The organism is Streptomyces sp. LUP47B (assembly GCF_001746295.1).
Classification (GTDB): Bacteria; Actinomycetota; Actinomycetes; order Streptomycetales; family Streptomycetaceae; genus Streptomyces.
On record NZ_MJAH01000021.1, the window covers coordinates 128,096 to 143,568 of the forward strand.

General features: G+C 70.4%; 12 protein-coding genes and 2 pseudogenes. 7 read left to right on the forward strand and 7 right to left on the reverse strand.

The annotated features are described in order from the left end of the window. Positions 1–32: 32 nt before the first annotated feature. Both BFN33_RS42655 and pta read right to left on the reverse strand, forming a co-directional pair. Positions 33–1,247, reverse strand: a complete 1,215-nt coding sequence (locus BFN33_RS42655) for an acetate kinase (protein WP_069765605.1) — start codon at positions 1,245–1,247, stop codon at positions 33–35. Next, a complete protein-coding gene (pta, locus tag BFN33_RS42660; RefSeq protein ID WP_069765606.1) occupies positions 1,244–3,343 on the reverse strand; it encodes a phosphate acetyltransferase in 2,100 nt (699 codons plus the stop codon). Before pta ends, BFN33_RS42655 begins: the two co-directional genes overlap by 4 nt. Positions 3,344–3,540: 197 nt before the next feature. Between pta and BFN33_RS42665 the strand changes: the two genes are divergently transcribed. Then, a complete protein-coding gene (locus tag BFN33_RS42665; protein ID WP_069765607.1) occupies positions 3,541–4,566 on the forward strand; it encodes an ATP-dependent 6-phosphofructokinase in 1,026 nt (341 codons plus the stop codon). Positions 4,567–4,590: 24 nt separating this feature from the next. On the opposite strand, the gene BFN33_RS42670 is transcribed toward BFN33_RS42665, so the two are convergent. Then, positions 4,591–5,295, reverse strand: coding sequence for a helix-turn-helix transcriptional regulator (locus BFN33_RS42670; RefSeq protein WP_088245504.1), 705 nt, complete (start codon positions 5,293–5,295; stop codon positions 4,591–4,593). A 177-nt stretch (positions 5,296–5,472) separates the two neighbouring features. On the opposite strand from BFN33_RS42670, the gene BFN33_RS42675 reads away from it, so the two are divergent. Beyond that, positions 5,473–5,931: a PPOX class F420-dependent oxidoreductase gene (locus BFN33_RS42675; protein ID WP_079141318.1), complete on the forward strand. Its 459-nt coding sequence runs from the start codon at positions 5,473–5,475 to the stop codon at positions 5,929–5,931. Positions 5,932–6,091: 160 nt separating this feature from the next. On the opposite strand, the pseudogene BFN33_RS54915 reads toward BFN33_RS42675, so the two are convergent. From BFN33_RS54915 to BFN33_RS42685, 3 genes and pseudogenes are all read right to left on the reverse strand, one after another. Next, positions 6,092–6,214: pseudogene (locus BFN33_RS54915) on the reverse strand (carbohydrate ABC transporter permease); the annotation flags it as partial. A gap of 43 nt (positions 6,215–6,257) precedes the next feature. Next, complete coding sequence (locus BFN33_RS42680; RefSeq protein ID WP_069765609.1) at positions 6,258–6,953, reverse strand: response regulator; 696 nt, start codon at positions 6,951–6,953, stop codon at positions 6,258–6,260. Positions 6,954–7,600: 647 nt separating this feature from the next. Further along, a pseudogene (locus tag BFN33_RS42685) lies at positions 7,601–9,217 on the reverse strand (ATP-binding protein); the annotation flags it as partial. 121 nt (positions 9,218–9,338) lie between these two features. Between BFN33_RS42685 and BFN33_RS42690 the strand changes: the two are divergent. After that, complete coding sequence (locus BFN33_RS42690; RefSeq protein ID WP_069765658.1) at positions 9,339–10,742, forward strand: cation:dicarboxylate symporter family transporter; 1,404 nt, start codon at positions 9,339–9,341, stop codon at positions 10,740–10,742. Positions 10,743–10,872: 130 nt separating this feature from the next. Here BFN33_RS42690 and BFN33_RS42695 read toward each other — a convergent pair whose 3' ends face one another. Further along, positions 10,873–11,490: a TetR/AcrR family transcriptional regulator gene (locus BFN33_RS42695; RefSeq protein ID WP_069765610.1), complete on the reverse strand. Its 618-nt coding sequence runs from the start codon at positions 11,488–11,490 to the stop codon at positions 10,873–10,875. A 110-nt stretch (positions 11,491–11,600) separates the two neighbouring features. Between BFN33_RS42695 and BFN33_RS42700 the strand changes: the two genes are divergently transcribed. From BFN33_RS42700 to BFN33_RS42715, 4 genes are all read left to right on the forward strand, one after another. Continuing rightward, complete coding sequence (locus BFN33_RS42700; protein WP_069765611.1) at positions 11,601–13,271, forward strand: MFS transporter; 1,671 nt, start codon at positions 11,601–11,603, stop codon at positions 13,269–13,271. A gap of 76 nt (positions 13,272–13,347) precedes the next feature. Next, a complete protein-coding gene (locus BFN33_RS42705) occupies positions 13,348–14,163 on the forward strand; it encodes a DUF2127 domain-containing protein (protein WP_069765612.1) in 816 nt (271 codons plus the stop codon). Between the two features lie 435 nt (positions 14,164–14,598). Continuing rightward, positions 14,599–15,027, forward strand: coding sequence for a MerR family transcriptional regulator (locus BFN33_RS42710; protein WP_069765613.1), 429 nt, complete (start codon positions 14,599–14,601; stop codon positions 15,025–15,027). Next, positions 15,024–15,356, forward strand: a complete 333-nt coding sequence (locus tag BFN33_RS42715; protein WP_280862492.1) for a co-chaperone YbbN — start codon at positions 15,024–15,026, stop codon at positions 15,354–15,356. The genes BFN33_RS42710 and BFN33_RS42715 overlap by 4 nt, the downstream gene beginning before the upstream one ends. The last annotated feature ends 117 nt before the right edge of the window (positions 15,357–15,473 follow it).

The window sequence follows — 15,473 nt, forward strand, 5'->3', positions numbered from 1 at the left end:
TGGGCGGGGCCGCGCTCAGTTGCGGTTACTCCTCAGTTGCTTTCTTCTTCGACCAGCGCGTAGGTCTGTGTAGCGATTTCCAATTCTTCGTCCGTCGGCACCACGGCCACCGCCACCCGGGCGTCCGCCGGCGAGATCAGTCGCGGCTCGTCGCTCCGTACGGCGTTCAGCGCGTCGTCCACCGCCAGGCCCAGGGACTCCAGGCCTGCCACGGCGGCCTCGCGCACCGGTGCCGCGTTCTCCCCGACCCCGGCCGTGAACGCGATCGCGTCCACGCGGCCGAGCACCGCGTAATAGGCGCCGATGTACTTCTTCAACCGGTGAATGTAGATGTCGAATGCGAGCTTCGCCTGTTCGTCACCCTCGTCGACCCGGCGGCGGATCTCCCGCATGTCGTTGTCCCCGCACAACCCGATCAACCCGCTCTTCTTGTTGAGGAGAGTGTCGATCTCGTCCGTGGACATTTTGCCAACACGCATCAAATGGAAGATGACGGCGGGATCCATGTCTCCGGAGCGCGTACCCATCACGAGTCCCTCCAAAGGCGTCAGCCCCATGGAGGTGTCCACGCACCTGCCTGCCCGGACCGCGGAGGCGCTCGCGCCGTTGCCGAGATGCAGCACGATCACGTTGACGTCCTCGGGTGCCTTGCCCAGCAGCTTCGCGGTCGCCCGGGACACGTACGCGTGCGAGGTGCCGTGGAAGCCGTAGCGCCGGATGCGGTGCGCGTCGGCGGTCTCCACGTCGATCGCGTAGCGCGCGGCCGACTCCGGCATCGTGGTGTGGAACGCCGTGTCGAAGACGGCGACCTGGGGCAGGTCCGGGCGCAGCGCCCGCGCCGTGCGGATGCCGGTGAGGTTGGCCGGGTTGTGCAGCGGGGCGACCGGGATCAGCCGCTCGATCTCGGCGAGCACTGTCTCGTCGATCACCGTCGGCTCGGTGAAGGTCTTGCCGCCGTGCACCACGCGGTGGCCTATCGCGGCCAGCTCGGGGGAGTCGAGGCCGAGCCCGTCCTTCGACAGTTCTTCGGCCACGGCCTTCAGCGCGGCGTCGTGGTCGGCGATCGGGCCGGTCCACTCGCGCGGGTCCCCGCCGGTCGCCAGCGGGGTGTGCTTGAGCCGAGAGGACTGCTCACCGATGCGCTCGACGAGCCCCATCGCGAGCCGGCTGCTGTCCCGCATGTCGAGCAGCTGGTACTTCACCGAGGAGGAGCCGGAGTTGAGGACGAGGACGCGCGTGGCACTCACTGTGCGGTGGCCGTTTCTGTGGCGGGGGTCGGGGTCTGGGCCTGGATCGCCGTGATGGCGACGGTGTTGACGATGTCCGAGACGAGGGCGCCCCGGGACAGGTCGTTGACGGGCTTGCGCAGCCCCTGGAGCACCGGCCCGACGGCGATCGCGCCGGCCGAACGCTGCACGGCCTTGTAGGTGTTGTTACCGGTGTTGAGGTCGGGGAAGATCAACACGCTGGCCTGGCCCGCGACTTCGGAGCCCGGCAGCTTGGTCTCGGCCACGGTCGGCTCGACGGCCGCGTCGTACTGGATCGGCCCCTCGATCTTGAGGTCGGGCCGCCGCTGCCGTACCAGCTCGGTCGCCTCGCGCACCTTGTCGACGTCGGCGCCCGACCCCGACGTACCGGTGGAGTACGACAGCATCGCGATCCGCGGCTCCACACCGAACTGCTCGGCGGTCGCGGCCGACTGGATGGCGATGTCGGCGAGCTGCACGGCGTCGGGGTCGGGGTTCACGGCACAGTCGCCGTACACCAGCACCTTGTCGGTGAGGCACATGAAGAAGACCGACGAGACGATGTCGGCGTCCGGCTTGGTCTTGATGATCTCGAAGGCCGGGCGGATGGTCGCCGCCGTGGAGTGCACCGAGCCGGACACCATGCCGTCGGCGAGGCCCTCCTGGACCATCAGGGTGCCGAAGTAGTTCACGTCGGAGACGACGTCGTAGGCCAGCTCCACCGTGACGCCCTTGTGGGCCCTGAGCGCCGCGTACTTCTCGGCGAAGGCGTCGCGCAGTTCGGAGGTCGCCGGGTCGATCAACTGGCAGTCACCGAGGTCGATGCCGAGGTCGGCGGCCTTCTTGCGGATCTGGTCGACCGGGCCGAGCAGGGTGAGGTCGCACACGCCCCGGCGCAGCAGGACCTCGGCGGCGTGCAGGACGCGCGGCTCGGTGCCCTCGGGCAGGACGACACGGCGCTTGTCGGAACGGGCCGTCTCCAGGAGCTTGTGCTCGAACATCATCGGGGTGAGGCGGTCGCTGCTCGGCGCGGAGACCCGGCGGGCGAGGTCGACGGTGTCGGCGTACCGCTCGAAGAGACCGAGCGCGGTCTCCGCCTTGCGGGGCGTGGCCGCGTTCAGCTTCCCTTCCAGCGCGAAGAGTTCGGCGGCGGTGGGGAAGCTGGTGCCGGCCACCGAGAGCACCGGGGTGCCGGGGGCCAGGCGGGCGGCGAGGGTGAGGATGTCGTTGCCCGGGACCTCGTTGAGGGTGAGCAGCACACCGGCTATCGGCGGGGTGCCGGCGCTGTGCGCGGCGAGCGCGCCGACGACCAGGTCCGCCCGGTCGCCCGGGGTGACCACCAGGCAGCCCGGGGTCAGGGCCTTGAGGAAGTTCGGCAGCATCGCGCCGCCGAAGACGAAGTCCAGGGCGTCCCGGGCGAGCCCGGAGTCGTCGCCGAGGATCACCCGGGCGCCGAGGGCCTGTCCGATCTGGGCGACGGTGGGAGCGGCCAGGGCGGGGTCGTCCGGCACGACGTAACAGGGCACGGGCAGCCGGCCCGAGAGCCGCTCGGCGATCTCGTCCCGGTCCTGGCGGGCCACCCGGTTGGTGACCATGGCGAGGACGTCGCAGCCCAGACCGTCGTAGGCCCGGTAGGCGTTGCGGGTCTCGGCGAGCACCGACTCGGCGGCCTGCCCCCGGCCGCCCACGACCGGAATCACGGAGGCGCCGAACTCGTTGGCCAGCCGGGCGTTGAGGGAGAGCTCGTCCGGGAGTTGGGTGCCGGCGAAGTCGGTGCCGAGGACCAGGACGACGTCGTAGTCGCGGGCCACCAGATGGAAGCGGTCGACCAGGGTGGAGACCAGTTCGTCGGTGCCCTGCTCGGCCTGCAGCGCGGAGGCCTCGTGGTAGTCGAGGCCGTAGACGGTGGCGGGGTCCTGGGTGAGCCGGTAGCGGGCGCGCAGCAGTTCGAAGAGCCGGTCGGGACTGTGGTGCACCAGCGGCCGGAACACCCCCACGCGGTCGACCTGGCGGGTCAGCAGCTCCATGACCCCCAGCTCGACGACCTGGCGGCCGTCGCCGCGGTCGATCCCCGTCACGTACACGCTGCGGGTCACGCGTGATCTCCGTTCCATCGCCTTGGGAAAAGTCGCTGTCATGAAAATCGCCCACCGAGGTGAGCGGAAACCCTCTTGACAGTACCCCGGACGATGGATAAGGCGCCCGTCAGCACGGGGTGCGTCGGCGCCGTGCGGGACGTGAAACAATCGGAATTGGCTCACCGGTATCAACAGCGAGCAGGAGACACAGCACGATGCGTATCGGAGTTCTCACCGCAGGCGGCGACTGCCCTGGTCTGAACGCAGTGATCCGGTCGGTCGTGCACCGAGCGGTCGACAATTACGGCGACGAGGTCATCGGCTTCGAGGACGGCTACTCCGGCCTCCTGGACGGCCGCTACCGCGCCCTCGACCTGGACAGCGTCAGCGGCATCCTGGCTCGCGGCGGCACCATCCTCGGCTCCTCCCGCCTGGAGCGCGACCGGCTGCGCGAGGCGTGCGAGAGCGCCTCCGACATGATCCACGAGTTCGGCATCGACGCGCTGATCCCGATCGGCGGCGAGGGCACCCTCACGGCCGCGCGCATGCTGTTCGACGCCGGTCTCCCGGTCGTCGGCGTTCCGAAGACGATCGACAACGACATCTCCTCCACCGACCGCACCTTCGGCTTCGACACCGCGGTCGGTGTCGCCACCGAGGCCATGGACCGTCTCAAGACCACCGCCGAGTCCCACCAGCGCGTGATGGTCGTCGAGGTCATGGGCCGGCACGCGGGCTGGATCGCCCTGGAGTCCGGCATGGCCGCCGGCGCCCACGGCATCTGCCTGCCCGAGCGCCCCTTCGACCCGGCCGACCTGGTCAAGATGGTCGAGGAGCGCTTCGCCCGCGGCAAGAAGTTCGCGGTCGTCTGCGTCGCCGAGGGCGCGCACCCCGCCGAGGGCAGCATGGACTACGGCCACGGCGAGATCGACCAGTTCGGCCACGAGCGCTTCCAGGGCATCGGCACGGCCCTGGCGTACGAGCTCGAGCGCCGGCTCGGCAAGGAGGCCAAGCCGGTCATCCTCGGGCATGTGCAGCGCGGCGGCGTGCCCACCGCGTACGACAGGGTCCTCGCCACCCGCTTCGGCTGGCACGCGGTGGAGGCCGCGCACCGGGGCCAGTTCGGCAGGATGACCGCGCTCAAGGGCACCGACATCGTGATGGTGCCGCTCGCCGAGGCGGTCACCGAGCTGAAGACGGTCCCGAAGGACCGGATGGACGAGGCGGAGTCGGTCTTCTAGGCATACGTCCGGGCGGCCGCTGTTCTACGGCCGTCTCTCGACCGCCTCCCAGAAGCGCTCCACGATCTCCTCCAGGAACTCCTGGCCGGCCTGGCCGGAGCGCTCGCCGACCCCGCCCCAGCTCAGGGTGGACACCATCTGCCCCTGGTACTGCCGGTGCAGATCCATGAGGGTCTCCTCCACCAGGCGCCGGTCCAGGGGCACGATCTTCGCGACCTGGCGGACGTAGGCCTGCCAGCGGGTGCCGACCGCGCCGTGCAGACACTCGGCGAGCCGCTTCTCGCGTCCCGTGACGGCGACGAAGTCCGGCAGGCTCAGCTCCAGCAGGCCGGCGAGAGCGGCGGACTGACGGTCGGTGCCGCGCCACTCGTCGTGCTCCTCCATGCCGAGGTAGGTGAGCAGTTCGAGTCCCACGGCACGGGCGACGTCCTCGGGGGCGATGCCGCGCGCGACGCGGTGCTCGCGCAGGGTGCGGGGGCGGCCGATGAGTTCACCGGGTGAGCACCACAACACGCCCGCGAGAGCGGTGAGTTCAGGACTGGTGGGGCAGACGATCCCGCGCTCCCAGGCGACGACGAGATCCGGCGTGACGTAGGGGAGCCCGTACGAGACCCGCAGCCCGTAGGCCACGTGCTCGGGCCCCATGCCGAGAGCGACACGGAGTCTGCGGGCGGTGAGGTTGTCGAAGGGCGGTCCGGGCTGGTTCGGCAGGGCTGGCGGTCGGCGCACGGCCCACAAGTTAGGGAAGCGGACGTCCGCTGACTACGGTCTGTTCGGCCAGGATCACGGATTGTAGGAATCTACGGTTTCGAGCGCGTATTCGGGCTGGCCGAAGATCGTCTGTCGGCGTGCGGGCGTGGTGGCGAGGATGGCGCCGGGTGCCCGGACGGGTGGCCGGAAAGAGGTGTGATCTTCGTGTACGAAGTGAATGGCAAGGTAGAGGGGCATATTCGCGAGCGGTTGCTGGCGCCGAACTTCTGGCATCTGGCGACCGTCGGTCCGGACGGAGCGCCGCAGGTCTCGCCCATGTGGGCGGATCTCGAAGGTGAGTACGTCATGGTCAACACGGCAATCGGACGTGTGAAGGAACAAAACCTGCGGCGCAATCCGAACGTTTCCCTCTCCCACCACGACCCCGGCAACCCCTACGACCGCGTCGAGATCCGGGGTCGGGTGGTGCGGTTCGTGGAGGGCGAGGAGGCGGAGCGCTCCATGGACCGGCTCACACAGAAGTACATCGGCGAGGAGCGGTATCCCTGGCTGATCGAGGGGGAGCGGCGGGTGACGCTGCTGATCGAGCCGGTGCGGGTGCGCAGGGTCGTGGGGGTGGAGCCGTTCCGGCCGGGGGTGCTGCCCGCGGAGTGACCACGCGCCGGCCCAGCGACCGGCTGACGCCCCGTGAACCCTGACCGCGTCCGTCGGGCGGCAGCCGTGCTCCGGGTCTGTGGCCTCGGCCCTCCGTGTGGAGTGGCAGCCGTGTCCAGCCGTCGGGGAGACGGCCCCGGGTCGTCCCTTGACCGCCACGTCAGCCCTTGACCGCCCCGCCCAGTGCGAAGCCCCCGCCCAGCCGCCGCGCGATCAGCACGTACAGCAGGATCACCAACGTCGAGTAGACGATCGAGAACGCGGCGAGCTGCCTGTACGTAAGAGGAGTGGTCTAGTCCCGTCAATGACCGTGCACGGGCTCGGACTTACTGCTGCCCCTGCCCCCTGACCCACCGGTACTGCAACTCCGGCCGCCCCACCGTCCCGTACTGCGGACTGCGCGCCGCCCGGCCCGCGTCGACCAGATGTTCCAGGTAGCGGCGGGCCGTGATCCGGGAGATCCCGACCACCTCGGCCAGGCCGGTCGCCGTGAGCCCCTCGGCGCAGTCCCGCAGGGCCACCGTCACCCGCTCCAGGGTCGGCGCGCTGAGCCCTTTCGGCAGGGCGGCCGGGCCCGGTGCCCTCAGCGTGGCCAACGCGCGGTCCACCTCGTCCTGACCGCTCGCCTCACCGGCCGACGCGTGGAACTCCGCGTACCGGATCAGCCGGTCGCGCAGGGTGGCGAAGGTGAACGGCTTCAGCACGTACTGCACGACCCCCAGCGAGACGCCCTCGCGGACGACCGTCAGATCCCGGGCCGAGGTCACCGCTATCACGTCCGCCTGATGTCCGGCCGCGCGCAGCTGACGGGCCAGCTGGAGGCCGTGCCCGTCCGGCAGATGCAGGTCGAGCAGGAGCAGGTCGACGGCCGTGCGATCCAGGAGCCGGCGTGCCTCCGCACCCGTGTGGGCCTTGCCCACGGCCGCGAACCCGGTGACACGGTTGACGTACAGGACGTGCGCGTCGGCGGCGACGGGGTCGTCCTCGACGACGAGGACACGGATGGGCTGCTGAGTGGTCATACGTCGCCTCCGGGGGCCGCGGCACCGTGGGGGACGGTAGCGCTGTCTGTGGGCCGGCGGGCCTTGGGGGCAGTGGAGTTTCTCGGGGCGATGGCGTGTTCGGGGGTGGGGGCGCTTTCGGGGGCCGTTGTGTTCTCGGGGGTGGTGGCGGCCTGCGGGGTGGTGGCGTGCTCGTGGGTGGTGGGGCTCTTGGGGGTGGTCGTGTCCTGGGGGGTGGTGGCGTTCGCCGTGGTGGTGGCGTGCGTGGGAGTGGTCATGCCCTCGTGAGCGGTGGCGCTCTCCTTAGCGGTCGTGTCCGCAGGGACGGTGGCGCTCTCCGTGGCGGTGGCGGCCTTGGGCGTGGTCGTGTCTTCGTGGGTGGCGAGGCTTTCGGGGGCGGTCGTGTCCACAGGGATGGTCGCGCTCTCTGTGGCGGTCGTGTCCACAGGGATGGTCGCGCTCTCCGTGGCGGTGGCGTTCTCGGGATCCGTCGTGTCCGCAGGGACGGTGGCGCTCTCCGTGGCGGTGGCGGTCTCGGGAGTGGTCGTGCCCGCAGGGACGGTGGCGCTCTCGAGAGTGGTCGTGTCCCCGGGGGTGCTGGCGTTCGCCGTGGTGGTGGCATGCACGGGAGGCGTCGGGGCATCGACGGCCCTGGCGTTCTCCGGGGCCCCGGAGTCGTTTCCCAGGGGCAGTCGCACCTCGAACTCCGCGCCGCCTCCTTCCGCCTCCGCCACGGTCAGGGTGCCCTGGCAGCGGTTGACCGCCTGTCGGACGAGTGCCAGGCCGAGCCCGCGCCCGCCGGGACCCGCGGGCTTCGTCGAGAACCCGCGCCGGAAGACCGCCTCGGCGTGGGCCGGGTCGACGCCCGCGCCGGTGTCCGAGACCCGCAGGACCAGCCCGCGCCCGCCCGTGCCCTCCGTGTACGCCGTCACCGTCACCCGCGCCCGCACGCTGCCCTGCGCCGCGTCCACCGCGTTGTCGATGAGGTTGCCGAGGATCGTGACCAGGTCCCGGGCCGGCAGGCTCTCCGGCAGCAACCCGTCGTCCAGGCGGCTGTCCTCCGACACGACCAGCTCCACGCCGCGTTCGTTCGCCTGCGCGGTCTTGCCCAGCAGCAGGGCGGCCAGGACGGGCTCGCCCACCGCCGCCACGACCTGGTCGGTCAGCGCCTGCGCCAGCTCCAGTTCGGCGGTCGCGAAGTCCACCGCCTGCTCCGCTCGGCCCAGTTCGATCAGGGAGACGACCGTGTGCAGCCGGTTCGCCGCCTCGTGGGCCTGGGAGCGCAACGCCTGCGTGAAGCCCCGCTCGGAGTCCAACTCGCCCATCAGCGACTGCAGTTCGGTCACATCGCGCAGGGTGACCACGGTGCCCCGCTGCTCTCCGCCGGAGACCGGGGAGGTGTTGACGACCAGCACCCGCGAGGACGTCAGGTGCACCTCGTCGACCCGCGGCTCCGAGGAGAGCAGCGCACCCGTCAGCGGCGCCGGCAGCGCGAGATCCGCCACCGACCGCCCGATCACCCCGTCCTGAGAGGACACGCCCAGCAACTCCCGTCCGCCGTCGTTGATCAGCGCGACACGGTACTGCCCGTCCAGCATCAGCAGCCCTTCGCGTACCGCGTGCAGGGCGGCCTGGTGATAGTCGTGCATCCGGCTGAGCTCGGCCGCGTTCATGCCGTGGGTGTGGCGGCGCAGACGGGCGTTGATGACGTACGTGCCGACGGCACCGAGCGCGAGCGCGCCGCCCGCGACGGCGAGCAGGGCGGTGAGCTGGCCCTGCACCCGCTCGCTGATCTTCTCGACCTGTATACCGGCGCTGACCAGGCCGATGACGCGACCGTTGTCGTCCTTGACCGGGGTGACCGCGCGGACCGAGGCGCCCAGGGTGCCGGTGTAGGTCTCCGTGAAGGTCTTGCCCTTGAGCGCGCGCTCGGTGTTGCCGAGGAAGTGCCTGCCGATCTGGTCCGGGTCGGGGTGGGTCCAGCGGATGCCCTGCGGACTCATGATCGTGACGAAGTCGACGTCGGTGTCGGCCATGACCCGCAGCGCGTAGGGCTGAAGTTCGGCCGTCGGTTTCGGCGTGCCGATCGCCTCCCGCACGGACGGCGAGTCCGCGACCGCCCGCGCCACCGCCCTGGCCTGAACGCGCGCGGCGTCCTCGGCCTGGCCCCGGTCGCTGACGTACGTGAACAGCGCGTACCCCGCCACGACCACGGCGATCAGCACGGCCTGCATGGCGAAGAGCTGGGCCGCGAGGCTGCGGGGTCTCGGTACGGGGATGCGCATGCCGTCAGTGTGCCTCCCTGGCTGATTGTGAACTAAATGAACGGAAGGGTGACCGCCCTCACAGGGCGGGAGATAGTCACGGCATTCCTTCAAAAGCCCGGACGTGAGCCGCACGCCGGTCATGCCGACGACGACGTCAAGGAGGGCAGCCGTGGCCGCCAGCACCCCCGATACGGCACCCGCAGTCAAAAAGGACCGCACCCACTACCTCTACATCGCGGTGATCGTCGCGGTCGCCCTCGGTATCACGGTCGGCCTGGTCGCGCCCGACTTCGCCGTGGAGCTCAAGCCCATCGGTACCGGCTTCGTGAACCTGATCAAGATGATGATCTCGCCGATCATCTTCTGCACGATCGTGCTCGGTATCGGATCGGTACGGAAGGCCGCCAAGGTCGGCGCCGTCGGCGGTATCGCGCTCCTCTACTTCACGATCATGTCGCTGGTCGCGCTGGGCATCGGCCTGGTCGTCGGCAACATCCTGGACCCGGGCACCGGCCTCGCCGTGACCGACGCGGTCAAGGACGTCGGCCATGCGCAGGTCGACGCGGAGGCCAAGGACACCACCGAGTTCCTGCTCGGCATCATCCCGACGACCTTCGTCTCCGCCTTCACCGAGGGCGAGGTGCTCCAGACCCTGCTGGTCGCCCTGCTCGTCGGCTTCGCGCTGCAGGCCATGGGCCCGGTCGGACAGCCGGTCCTGCGGGGTGTCGAGCACATCCAGCGGCTCGTCTTCCGGGTCCTCGGCATGGTGATGTGGGCCGCCCCGGTCGGTGCCTTCGGCGCGATGGCCGCCGTCGTCGGCTCCGCGGGCGTGGACGCGCTCAAGGACCTCGCGCTCCTGATGGTCGGCTTCTACATCACCTGTTTCCTGTTCGTCTTCATCGTGCTCGGTGCCCTGCTGCGGATCATCGCGGGCCTGAACATCCTCACGCTCTTCAAGTACCTGGGCCGTGAGTTCCTGCTGATCCTGTCGACCTCCTCCTCCGAGTCCGCGCTGCCGCGGGTCATCGCGAAGATGGAGCACCTGGGTGTCAGCAAGCCGGTGGTCGGCATCACCATCCCGACCGGCTACTCGTTCAACCTCGACGGCACCATGATCTACATGACCATGTCGTCGCTGTTCATCGCCGACGCGATGGGCACGCCGATGTCGATCGGCGAGCAGATCCCGCTGCTGCTCTTCCTGTTCGTCGCCTCGAAGGGCGCCGCCGGTGTCACCGGCGCCGGCCTCGCGACCCTGGCCGGCGGTCTCCAGTCGCACAAGCCCGCCCTGGTGGACGGCATCGGCCTGATCGTCGGCATCGACCGCTTCATGAGCGAGGCGCGCGCCCTGACCAACTTCGCGGGCAACGCGGTCGCCACCGTCCTGATCGGCACCTGGACCAAGGAGATCGACCGCGAGCGCGTCGACCAGGTGCTCGCCGGTCACCTGCCCTTCGACGAGAAGACGCTCCTCGACCACGACGACGAGGTCACGGCGGACATCCCCGAGCAGGGCGGCGAGAAGGAGCTGGCCAAGGCCTGAGCGGCGGCGGACCGCCGGCCGTACGGCCACACAGAGCCGAGCCGGGCCCGACCTGAACCCGGGCCCGGCTCCCGCCCCGGGCGGCCGAGTACTCCCCCGTAGCTCGGCCGCCCGGACCCCCACAGAGGAATCAGTCGCGCAGTTTCGCCACCAGCGCGGTGGCCAGAGAGGCGGGTACGCCCGCCGCGGTCAGAACGGTGACCGCGGCGGAGCGGCCCGCCTCCCGCGCGTCCAGCAGCCCGTGGTTCACCGCCTCCATCACCGCGAACATCATCTGCTCGTGGACGTACGCCAGCGCGGGCGCGGGCAGCGGTGAGACGAAGACGCCCTCGTCCAGGCCGCGCTGGAGCAGTTCGGTGGACGCTTGGCGCACGGGGGCGAGCCGCTCGATGATGCCCTCCATGGTGACGCTGCGCTGGGCGAGTGAGACCAGGATGCGATAGCGGTCGGCGACCTTCCAGACCTCGAGCACGGAGCCCGCCACGGCCTGCGCCAGATCGTCGATCCCCTCGCGTCCCGCCGCGTCGGCGGCCGCCACCGCCTCCACGGCCCCGTCGACGAGCGTGCTGATCAGCGCCTCACGGCTGGGGAAGTGGCCGTACACGGTCCGCCGTACTACGCCCGCGGCGCGCGCGATCTGGTCCATGGACGCGTCGGGGTCGCGCAGCAGCTCGGCGAGTGCGACATCCAGGATGTGGCGGCGGTTGGCTTCGGCGCGAGGTGAGTGGCCCGTGGTCATGGGCGTCATTGTGCCCCTCCCGGCTGAACTTGCACATGGTTGTGCAGAGGGCGTACATTGCACAGTGTTGAGCAAATGCACACCCCTGTGCAAGTCTGCCGAGGAAGGCCACCCCTGCCATGCGACTCGTCATGACCGAACCGGTCGAGAAGATGGAGCGCCCCTACGCCCGCCGCTGGTGGGCACTCCTCGTCCTCTGCCTCAGCCTGCTGATCATCGTGATGGCGAACACCGCCCTCACGGTCGCGGCCCCCGACATGACCGAGGACCTCGGGTTGTCCAGCGCCGACCTCCAGTGGGTCATCGACGGCTACACCGTCCCGTACGCCGCGCTGATGCTGCTGTTCGGCGCGATCGGCGACAAGTACAGCCGCCGCGGCGCACTCCTGCTGGGGCTCGGAGTCTTCGGCGGCGGTGCGGTCCTCGGCTACCTCGCCGACAGTGCCGCGACCGTCATCGCGGCCCGCGCGGTGATGGGCACCGGCGCCGCGATGATCATGCCGGCCACGCTGTCCCTGCTCGCCGCGACCTTCCCGCGCGGTGAACGCGCCAAGGCGATCACCGTGTGGACCGCCACCTCGGGCGTGGCGATCGCGGCCGGTCCGCTGGTCGCGGGCGCGCTCCTGGAGCACCACGCCTGGACGTCCACGTTCCTGATCAACGTCCCGATCGCGGCCGTCGCCGTCGTCGCCGCGCTCGTCCTGGTCCCGCCGTCCAAGGCCGCGAAGCACGGTCGTATCGACTACGTCGGCGGTCTGCTGTCGGTCGTGTGGATCGGCGCCCTGGTCTACATGACCATCGAGGGCCCGCACTTCGGCTGGCACGCCAGGGCTCTCGTCGCCGCCGGGGTCGCGGCCGTCGGTCTGGTGCTCTTCGTCCTGTGGGAGCTGCGCCACCCGCGCCCCGTCGTCGACGTCCGCCGCTTCACCGACCGCGGCTTCGCGGCCTCCAACCTCGCCGTCGCCCTGTTCTTCCTGGCCGTCTTCGGCGCCTTCTACTACCTCACCCAGCACCTCCAGTTCGTGCTCGGCTACGGCGCCCTGGAGACCGGCCTGCGCATGCTGCCGCTGGCCGGCGCGGTCTTCGTCGGCTCGGCACTGACCGGGTTCCTCACCCCGCGGGTCGGTATGAAGTGGACGGTCACCGCGGGCATGGTCGGCGGTACGGCCGCCCTCGCACTGCTCACCCGGATCGACGCCGGTTCGTCGTACGGCGATCTCGTCGCGCCCCTGATGGTGCTGGGCCTGGCGATCGGGCTCGCCCTCTCGCCGGCCACGGACGCGATCATGGGAGCCTTCCCCGAGTCCGAACTGGGCGTCGGCGGCGCGGTGAACGACACCTCGATCGAGCTCGGCGGCTCGCTGGGCATCGCGATCCTCGGTTCGCTGCTGGCCACGTCGTACTCGGACCACCTCTCCGACGCCACCGCGGGCAGCAGGCTCCCCGCCTCGACGCTGGACGCGGCGCGGGACTCGGTCGGCGCCGGATACACGGTCGCGCAGGGCATCGGCGAGAAGGCCCAGCAGGTCGCCGCTCAGGCCGCCGGGGCCACCGACCCGCAGCAGGCGGCCCAGCTGAAGGCACAGGCCGGACAGCTCGCCTCGGGTGCCCGGCAGCTGGCGGACGCGGTCGGCTCGTCCTTCTCCGACGCGGTCGCGCACACCAGCCTCATCGGGGCGATCGTGCTGGGCGTCGGGACGGTGTTGGTCGCGGTGCTGCTGCCCGGCCGGAAGTCCGCGGAGCCCGCATCTCGGGACGCGGAGGAGAAGGAGCTGGTCGGCACCCGCTGACTCACCGAACTCTTACCCGGCCCCACTAGCGTGCCGTCCCCGGACGGCACGCTCTTCCATCGGAGGCACACGGGGGATGAAGATCGACTGGGACCGGCGCACCTGTGCGCGTCGCGGTCATGTGACGTACGCGCCGGACGAACCCCTCCTCCGGGACCGGCTGTACGCCGAGACCGCCCTGGGCGGGGCGTGGCGCTGCCTGCGCTGCGGCGACTTCGCCCTCGGCGACCCGCACGGCTCGGGACCCGCGGACCACGCGCCCCTCGTGCCGCGCGGCAAGGTGCTCAGGGATCTGTTCGTCCTTCGCTTCCTCGCGATCGAGCGGGCGGTGCGCGGGGTGTTCATCGTGCTGGCCGCGGTGGCGGTGTGGAAGTTCAGCAACAGCCAGGACGCGGTGCGCCGGCTCTTCGACGAGTACCTGGACGTCTTCCGGCCGGTGTTCAGGCACTTCCACTACGACCTCGACCATTCGCCGGTCGTCGACACCGTCCAGAAGACGTTCGGGTACGAGCACCACACCCTTGTCCTCGTGGCCGTGCTGCTCCTTGCGTACGCCCTCATCGAGCTCGTCGAGGCGGTCGGGCTCTGGTACGCCAAGCGCTGGGCGGAGTACCTGACGGTGGTCGCGACCGCCGCGTTCCTGCCGCTGGAGATCTACGAACTCACCGAGCACATCAGCTGGTTGAAGATCGCCACCCTGTTCCTCAACGTCCTCGCCGTCCTCTACATCCTGCTGACCAAGCGCCTGTTCGGCCTCCGCGGCGGCCACCGGGCCTTCGAGGCGGAACGGCAGAGCGCGTCGCTGCTGGAGGTGGAGGAGGCGGGCGGACTGAGCGAGCTCAGCGCATCGGGTCGGGGTCCCGGGGGCACCCCTGGGACCACGGGCGGGTGATCTCCCGGAGCGGGCGGCGCCTACGGGGGTGCCGGGTTCGGTGGCCGGGCGAGTGCGGCCCGGTGGGGGCTGGTCGCGCGGTTCCCCGCGGGTGGCTGCGCTGGGCTTGGGCGGGGCGCCTACGGGGGTGCCGGGTTCGGTGGCCGGGCGAGTGCGGGCCGGTGGGGGCTGGTCGCGCGGTTCCCCGCGGGTGGCTGCGCTGGGCTTGGGCGGGGCGCCTACGGGGGTGCCGGGTTCGGTGGCCGGGCGAGTGCGGCCCGGTGGGGGCTGGTCGCGCAGTTCCCCGCGCCCCTGGGGAGTTGCGGTCACCTGCGCCAGGACGGACCGATTCCCACCTGGTGCGCCGCGACGGACCGATCCCTGCCCGGCGCACGCACCGGTGCAGTGGGAACCGCTCTTGCCTTGACGTCGGCGTCAAGGACTACGTTCGTAGGTATGCGAATCGGCGAGCTGGCCGCACGGGCCGGGACCACGACGCGGACGCTGCGCTATTACGAGGCGCGGGGCCTGTTGCCCGCGCGGCGTGGCGACAACGGATACCGGACCTATGACGAGGACGACCTGAAGCTGCTCCGGCAGATCCGGACGCTCCAGGACTTCGGGTTCGACCTGGAGGAGACGCGGCCGTTCGTGGAGTGTCTGCGGGCCGGTCACCCCGAGGGCGATGGGTGCCCCGCCTCGCTCGTGGTCTACCGCCGCAAGCTCGGTGAACTGGACGCGCTGATCGGTGAGTTGCAGACCGTGCGCGCCCAGGTCGGGCAGCAGCTCGAGCGGGCCGAGCGGGCGCGTGACGGGCTGGCCGCCGACGCGGAGGTTCCGGGGGGTCCGGAGCCGCAGTGCGAACTGGGAGGGATCCACAGGTGATCAGAGCAGCGGGTGTGGCAGAGGTGACCGACACGGACTTCGAGACGGAGGTGCTCGGTTCGGAACTGCCGGTGCTGGTGGAGTTCACCGCCGACTGGTGTCCGCCGTGCCGGCAGATGAAGCCGGTGCTCACGGCTCTCGCCGCTGAGGAGGGCGAGCGGCTCAAGGTGGTCCAACTGGACGTCGACACCAATCCGCTGACCACGAATGCCTACAAGGTGCTGTCGATGCCCACCTTCATGGTGTTCCGGGGCGGGGAGCCGGTGCGGTCGATGGTGGGGGCGAGGCCCAAGCGGCGGCTGCTGGAGGAGCTGACGGACGTCCTGTGAGCTGACGCATTACAGAGAAATCCCCCGGGCGATTGCGCCCGGGGGATTTCTCTGCGTATATTCAATGATTCGCGACCTAATGAGAATTGAGTCGCAAAGAAGTTCAGTGAGCACAGT

Excerpts from the sequence above, each read along its gene's own strand:
- BFN33_RS42700 (WP_069765611.1), top strand. The coding sequence starts at position 11,601 with ATGCGACTCGTCATGACCGAACCGGTCGAGAAGATGGAGCGCCCCTAC.
- BFN33_RS42690 (WP_069765658.1), top strand. The coding sequence starts at position 9,339 with ATGCCGACGACGACGTCAAGGAGGGCAGCCGTGGCCGCCAGCACCCCC.
- BFN33_RS42710 (WP_069765613.1), top strand. The coding sequence starts at position 14,599 with ATGCGAATCGGCGAGCTGGCCGCACGGGCCGGGACCACGACGCGGACG.
- BFN33_RS42665 (WP_069765607.1), top strand. The coding sequence starts at position 3,541 with ATGCGTATCGGAGTTCTCACCGCAGGCGGCGACTGCCCTGGTCTGAAC.
- BFN33_RS42680 (WP_069765609.1), bottom strand. The coding sequence starts at position 6,953 with ATGACCACTCAGCAGCCCATCCGTGTCCTCGTCGTCGAGGACGACCCC.
- BFN33_RS42705 (WP_069765612.1), top strand. The coding sequence starts at position 13,348 with ATGAAGATCGACTGGGACCGGCGCACCTGTGCGCGTCGCGGTCATGTG.
- BFN33_RS42695 (WP_069765610.1), bottom strand. The coding sequence starts at position 11,490 with ATGACGCCCATGACCACGGGCCACTCACCTCGCGCCGAAGCCAACCGC.